Here is a 7,334-nt window from a genome sequence, read left to right as displayed (position 1 = left end):
AAAAACATGCTACAACAAAGTATAATAAATAATGCTTAAATTTATTCCTAAATCAAAAAGTTAGTGCGCATTTAGTCTCTCTGATTTTCCTACGGAAAATCCTCGGACACAAAATCGCACTATTCTTATACACAACCGTTGGCTGCAAGCTAAAACAATTGAAAGAACATTATGAAAAATTTAATCCTTTTTCTTATGCCAGTTGTATTAATGGCACAAGATAATTCTTTGACAATTTTTAAATCATTGGAAAATTACACTTGGAAAGCAGAAGGAACTTGGGGAGATGGAAGCAAATTCAAACAAGAGATAAGTTTGAAATTTTCATTAGACAACAAAATAGTTATAGTTGAATCCTTGGGATTCACGAATAAAGAACAAACTGAGTTCGGTTTAAGAAATCACGGAATCAGACAATATGACGAGAAATTAAAAAAAATAAGGTTTTGGGAGTTCGATGTTTTTGGCAATCTAACAGAAGGAACTGTGGAGAGCGAAGAAAAAAACTTGAAATACATGTATGATTACGGAGGAACATTTGTTACGGAAATGTGGATTTATAAAGATGAAAAAACATACGACTTCATTGTAGGAGTTTATGAAAATGGAGAATGGAAACAAAAATTTCTTGAAACTGAATTTAAAGGTAAAAGTAAATAAAGCCTGACATCCAACAATGGCTATAAGTAATTGCTTGTTCTCGCCTACTTCTGAAAATCCTCGCGGATTTTCAGCTTGGTGTGTACTTGCAAAGTTTAGTACCAAACCACGCAACTACTCATAGCCGAACCGTTGGCACCAATTTGAGAAAAATACGAATGAAGAGAATATTAGGAACATTAATTGTGATTTTAATTTCGCAAATAGGATTTAGTCAAGATTACCAATCTGAATTTCAAAAATATTGTCAAACTAATGACACTATTAATCAATTAAAGACTTTGAAAAAATGGCAATCTGAAGATGCAAAAGACGCTGAACTTTTCACGAGCTACTTCAATTATCATTTTATGAAATCACGCCAAGAAATTCTCGCATTGACTAACGACCAACCAAACGGAGATAGTCTTGTATTAAAAGATAGTTTAAATCATAATGCTGCATTTTTAGGAAGTCAAATTCATTATGATCAAACAGAATTGAAAAAAGGGTTGAATAAAATTGACGAAGGAATCAAGCTTTACCCAAATCGACTTGATATGCGCTTTGGAAAAATATACGCACTTGGACAAATTCTTGACTGGACAAATTTCACATCGGAAATAATAAAGACAGTTGAGTATTCTGCTAAAAACAACAATAAATGGACTTGGACAAACCACGAAAAATATGATGGTGAAGAAAAAGAATTTCTATTAGATATTCAAAACTATCAATTACAATTATACAATACTGGTAATGATGACTTACTAAAAAATATGCGAGAAATTGCAAATACGGTTCTAAAATTTTATCCAAACCATATAGAAAGTTTATCAAATATTTCAATTACTTATTTGTTAACTGGAGAATATGACAAAGGAATTGAATCACTTTTACGAGCTGAAAATATTAATCCAAAAGATTATATAGTTCTTGGTAATATTGCTCAAGGTTATAAACTTAAAGGTGATAAGGAAAAAGCTATTGAATATTATAAAAAGACAGCTGAATATGGAGACGAAAGCGCAAAGAAATATGCAGAACAACAGATAACTGAATTAAAACAATAAAACTGGTGCCAACAAAGTGTATAGTTCATTGCTGCTGATTTTCCTATCGGAAAATCCTTGCGTTTTTATTACCTTTGGTTTACGGCGGAAAATCCTCGCGGATTTTCACGCAACGAAACCATACACAAAACCGTTGGCAACAAGCTGAAAAAAACAAGAACTATGAAACAATTATTACTTTCGATTTCAATTATTTGTTCAATAAACTGTTTTGCACAAGAGCCAAATCCCGATTTATTTCAAACTTGGTATTTATATTCTGTTAGGGCTAGTGATGGAAGTCCAGGACCTTATGTGGTTTCAGAAATAAATCCTAATGTAACGCCTTCTCTGACTATCATGGAAGATTTAACTTTTAATGGAACAGGAGCTTGCAACACATTCAATGGAACTTTCAACTTACAATATCCTGATGTTTTAGCAACAGACCAGTTTTCACATTCTATAGATAACTGTGGAGTTGAAATCCATAATGATTTTGAAAATGAATATTTTGGTTTTATCCAATTAATTGGTTCTGGATATTATCTATCTTCAGAAGATAATGGTATGGTTTTAAACTTAAATACGCCTATTTTCGGACAAGCAGTTTTTAAAAATCACCCACTTAACATAACAAAGTTTGAATTACCCCAAATTGACATTTACCCGAACCCGACGAGTTCTTTAATTTATATAAAATCCCAAAATAGTCCTGTTTTAAAAATAGAAATATTTAATTCATTAGGACAAAGTATTAAAACTATAGAAAACAAATTTGAAACAATAGACATTTCTGATTTATCTAATGGATTTTATATAATGAAAATTGACTCGAAATTTGGAACTCTTAATAAAAGAATTATTAAAAAATAGAATTTTGATTATTAAAAGTCAGTTGCCAACAAAGCATAAAATTAATGGCTAGTTTTTGCTACTTGGAAAATTCCTGCGGAATTTTCCGCTGGCAAGTTTCTATTTACTAAATTAGTGCTTAAACGCGCCACTAATATTATACGTAACCGTTGTGCAAAATTTAAAACCTGAACTACAAATGAAATTTACTACCAAATTAATATTGTTCTTCTCAACAATGATTTTATTTAACTGTTCTTCTGACAAAAAGAATATCCTCGAACTAAACGGAGAAGTAATAGGAACAGATACCAAATCAATTATGTTAATCAAACCTAACCAAGATACTAGATTCGATTCAATAATTGAGATTCCTGTTATTAATGGAAAATTTCATTATCGAGAAGAACTTCAAAACCCAGAAGTAGTTAATTTAGCATTTGCAGAATCTGTAAAAAAAGGAATGTATAGACCTATGCCTCTTTTTTTAGAAAATGAGAAAATTGACTTAACCTTATTTACCGAAGAGGAATTTGATAAAAATATAGTCAAGGGAGGAAATTTAAACTCTAAATACAAAAATTATAAAAAAGAAGCAGATTCTTTATTTAATCCTAAAGATTGGGAAGAACAACTAAAATGGGAGCAAGAACATTATATTCCTCAAAATCCTAGTTTGGTTTCATATTTTCTTTTTTTAGAGCAATTAAGATATTTTAAAGAAAACCTTAATTCAGATTTAATTAAAAATAACTACAAAAAATTATCAGAGAGCAATCCAAACCATCCTTATAACGAATTAGCTTCAAATTTAATTGATGCAATTGAGAACATTAAGGTTGGCAAAAAATATACTGACTTTTCCGCACCTGATTTAAATGGAAATGAAATCAAACTTTCTAAAAAAATTAATAAAAAAGTAGCATTATTAGATTTATGGGCTACTTGGTGTGGACCTTGTATCTCCAAAAGCAGAACAATGGTTCCTCTCTACAACGAATACAAAGACAAAGGATTTACAATTATTGGAGTTGCTGGAGAATTTAAAAATACCGATAGACTTGTAAAATTCCTCGAGAAAGAAAAGTGGGAATGGATAAATCTTGTCGAACTGGACAGACAAAATAATATTTGGCAAAAATATGGAGTCGATGGTGGTGGCGGTGGAATATTCCTAATCGACGAAAACGGACTGATTTTGGCAAAAGACCCAACAGCAGAGGAAGTGAGAATTGAATTAGAATCTCGACTGAATTAAAAAAAACTTTGCACAACAACGTGTATAATTAATGGCTGGTTGTAGCTTGCTTACGAAAATCCTCGCGGATTTTCTATTCGGTTTGTATTTACTAAATTAGGTACTCAAACACGCCACTAATCATACACACAAACGTTGTGCATAATTACACCAAAACCCGAACTGATTGAAAAGAGTATTAATTGTTTTTGGTATTATAATTATTAGTTTAGAAATAACTCTTTACTTTTTTTGGTACAAAGAATTAAAACCTATGGAATTCTTTGTTTTACTTGGACTCTGTCATCTTGCGAATACTTCCATTATTTTCGGGATAATGACCGAAATACTTCCAAAAAAGAAAAGAAAATTGATAATTAATTTATCATTAGCTTTAGCTATAACATTCTTTATGATTCTTTATTTTAACGGTTCACGAGTTCAAAATCGGATTGACAATGATGGAGTCTTAACAAATGGAATTGTAATCGAAAAAAAGTATGGTGCGAAAACATCGCCTTACCTGATAACTGAATTTAGCCATAATGGCTTAAAATATGAATCACAATTAACAATACCTGACTCGCGAGAATTTGAAAAAGTAAAATTAGGAGATTCTGTTTTAATTAAATTTGTTAAAGAATATCCAAAGATGATGAACAGAACGGAAAAACTATTGAAAGAATAAAAACTATGCACAACAAAGTGTATAATTCATTGCTTCTGATTTTCCTATCGGAAAATCCTTGCGTTTTTATTATCTTTGGTTTACGGCGGAAAATCCTCGCGGATTTTCACGCAACGAAACCATACACAAAACCGTTGTGCGTCATTTGACCAACTAACTAAAAAACATCATAATTCAAGGCTTTATGGCATTTTTAACAGACTATTCTTACCGACAATTAATTGAAAGAATAGAGATTGAAAACCTTGACAGAATTGACCAGCAGTTTTTTAAAACAAATATTTATGACAATGATTATTTGTACTATTTATTTAATCAACTTGATTTAAAAAAATTGTTTGCGGAGAAAATTATTTTGAGTGGAGACAAAGCATACGTTTTGACACATAAAGAAGTTCCTGAAAGAAAAGATAATCGAACTTATGTTCTTGAGATAAAGGGAAATGTAAAATATCATAAAGACAATCAATGCGAAGCGCTAAATAGAGGATTTAAAAATTTCTATATGCCTGAACCTCTTGTTAAGTTAGCGGAAGAAGATTCAAAGAAGCACGAAAAAATTGTAGCGGAAATAAGAGAATGGTTTGAAAAAAATAATTACACAGTTCATAGATATGAGGCAGGAGAAATAAATGACAAAATATTAACTACCGATTTCAACAAAACGTTTCCCGAAAAATATAATATTGAACCAATCTTTATAAGTCAATCAGACAATAATCAATTCCATTGGTATATTGAAAAAAAATCTAAAGGAAATGTTGGAACTAAAAAGTCATTCGACCATAATAAATTTATAATCGAAATCGCTGAATTATTAAAAAAACGAGATTTTATTTGTAACAGTCGAACAATGCAAAATCTTTCCAAATATGATTTTTTAGTAAATCGTGAAAATTTAGATATATCAAATTATATAACAGAAAGTATAGAAAATGGTTATTTAAAAAACGTTAGTGAAGTATTTATAGATAATTACGGTTTTGAAAGACTAAAAGAATTTTGGAATAAACATCGTGAATTGAAAAGAGAAGCGTTTAATTTATTATCGGAATACTTTAAATGGACTTATAATTACAAGAAAAAAACATTCGACGAAATATTTTTAGAAGACTTTAATTTAAAGGCTTGTAATCTGTGCTACGGAAATAATTAAAAAGAAAAAAAACGAACGCACAACAAAGCATAAAATTAATGGCTAGTTTTAGCTTACTTGGAAAATTCCTGCGGAATTTTCCGCTGGCAAGTTTCTATTTATTAAATTAGTGCTTAAACGCGCCACTAATATTATACGTAACCGTTGGCATCCATTTGAAAAAGAACATCTTTATATTATTTTTAGGATTAATTACATCCTGTAATTCTAACAAAAAGTTGGAAGGAACTTGGATTGGAGCTTACTCATATTCTGAAAAATTTGAATCGTTTATGAATTTACCGATTAGGAATTTTGTTACTTTCAAAGACAACGAATACTTCGCAAAAAACTTCACTTACGACTATCTTTCAGAAAAAAGCTTTGGAAATGGAACTTATGAATACAGATCAAATGAGATTATTCTCGACTCAGATATTGAAAACAATAAAATCATTGAATCAATAAATAATGACAGTTTAGTTTTCAAAGGTAAAGATGGCTCAAACAATTCTGTATTTAAAAAACTGAATGATTCATTAAAAAACAAATCGAAAAACATAAAATTAATTGGCAAACGTTTTTTTATTAAATCAAAAGAATACAATGACACTCTGAGCTTTATAAATGACACACTGATAATTAAAAGTTCTGACAAAACCAAAAACCCAGGAACTCGTTGGGAAAGATTCAACCATAACGGATTTGATATTCTTTTTATGGAAATGGATATACCCCTAATAATAAGAGAAGAATTGAATGATAAAATTCACTTAACTGGATTTCATAAAAAACGATATGATATCGAGCTTATAGAATTGAAATAAAAAAACGTATGCCAACAAAGTATAAGAAATAATGCTTAAATTTATTTCTTAATCAAAAAGTTAGAGCTTTTTTAGTCACTCTGATTTTCCTGCGGAAAATCCTCGGACACAAAAACGCACTATTCTTATACACAACCGTTGACATTAATTTAAAATGACCATCTTAAATTTAATATTTTCGATTTCAATAAGTATGATTTCCCTAATCGTTAATCCGAATAGCGGAATAAAAACGACTGAATTACAGTTCACTAATCTGACTAAAAATGATAGTTGTGGGATTGAAAGTGTGACTTTAAAGACCGAATCAATAGACAAAAAGCGCAAGTTTTTATTCTGGACATTGAAACACAAAAAAGTTATAGTTACCGACCGAATTATAGACTCAAACGGAATTGTACTTTTTGAAAAGAAATCAATATTTATATCCTCTATGGATGCAAGTGACGACAGAAGATTTCGACGTATTAAATTGACAGAAAATGAAATTTGGTTCTTTAGATATGGAAAAATATTTAATACAAACGGAAGTATCAAACGCTACAATTTTTGCGGAAAATATCTCGGAACAAAAAATTGGGAAGAAGGAGACTTCTACGAAAAATAAAAAACTAATGGCAACAACGTATAATAAATAATGCTTAAATTTATTTCTTAATCTAAAGGTTAGTGCTTTTTTAGTCACTCTGATTTTCCTGCGGAAAATCCTCGGACACAAAAACGCACTATCCTTATACACAACCGTTGGGTTTAATGCTGCTCACTCTATCGGAAAAAATAAAACTGATTAAAAACCTGAATTTTAGAACCCAAAGTTTACGCGGAATTTTAGCCAATTACGAAAAATAAAACTGTGGATTTTTAGCAAGTTTGCGGAATATAAAAACGCGGACTAAAATTA

At 30.2% G+C, this 7,334-nt stretch carries 8 protein-coding genes; all 8 read left to right on the top strand.

Going from position 1 to position 7,334, the window contains the following annotated elements; genetic code table 11:
- Positions 1 to 195: 195 nt before the first annotated feature.
- Positions 196 to 660, top strand: a complete 465-nt coding sequence (locus ACH5TX_RS00750; RefSeq protein ID WP_439337643.1) for a hypothetical protein — start codon at positions 196 to 198, stop codon at positions 658 to 660.
- A 158-nt stretch (positions 661 to 818) separates the two neighbouring features.
- On the top strand, positions 819 to 1,712 hold the full coding sequence (locus ACH5TX_RS00745) for a tetratricopeptide repeat protein (protein ID WP_439337642.1): 894 nt from the start codon (positions 819 to 821) through the stop codon (positions 1,710 to 1,712).
- Positions 1,713 to 1,874: 162 nt separating this feature from the next.
- On the top strand, positions 1,875 to 2,567 hold the full coding sequence (locus tag ACH5TX_RS00740; RefSeq protein WP_439337641.1) for a T9SS type A sorting domain-containing protein: 693 nt from the start codon (positions 1,875 to 1,877) through the stop codon (positions 2,565 to 2,567).
- Positions 2,568 to 2,745: 178 nt separating this feature from the next.
- Positions 2,746 to 3,804: a redoxin domain-containing protein gene (locus tag ACH5TX_RS00735; protein WP_439337640.1), complete on the top strand. Its 1,059-nt coding sequence runs from the start codon at positions 2,746 to 2,748 to the stop codon at positions 3,802 to 3,804.
- 166 nt (positions 3,805 to 3,970) lie between these two features.
- Positions 3,971 to 4,471, top strand: a complete 501-nt coding sequence (locus ACH5TX_RS00730; RefSeq protein WP_439337639.1) for a hypothetical protein — start codon at positions 3,971 to 3,973, stop codon at positions 4,469 to 4,471.
- Between the two features lie 184 nt (positions 4,472 to 4,655).
- Positions 4,656 to 5,627 (top strand): hypothetical protein, encoded by a 972-nt coding sequence (locus tag ACH5TX_RS00725; RefSeq protein WP_439337638.1) that lies wholly within the window; start codon positions 4,656 to 4,658, stop codon positions 5,625 to 5,627.
- Positions 5,628 to 5,782: 155 nt separating this feature from the next.
- Complete coding sequence (locus ACH5TX_RS00720; protein WP_439337637.1) at positions 5,783 to 6,433, top strand: hypothetical protein; 651 nt, start codon at positions 5,783 to 5,785, stop codon at positions 6,431 to 6,433.
- 193 nt (positions 6,434 to 6,626) lie between these two features.
- Complete coding sequence (locus tag ACH5TX_RS00715) at positions 6,627 to 7,040, top strand: hypothetical protein (RefSeq protein ID WP_439337636.1); 414 nt, start codon at positions 6,627 to 6,629, stop codon at positions 7,038 to 7,040.
- Positions 7,041 to 7,334: the final 294 nt, after the last annotated feature.

The organism is Thalassobellus citreus, assembly GCF_044385915.1.
Lineage (GTDB): Bacteria > Bacteroidota > Bacteroidia > Flavobacteriales > Flavobacteriaceae > Thalassobellus > Thalassobellus citreus.
Note: the sequence above shows the minus strand (reverse complement) of the source record. Positions and strands in the feature narration are given on the sequence as shown.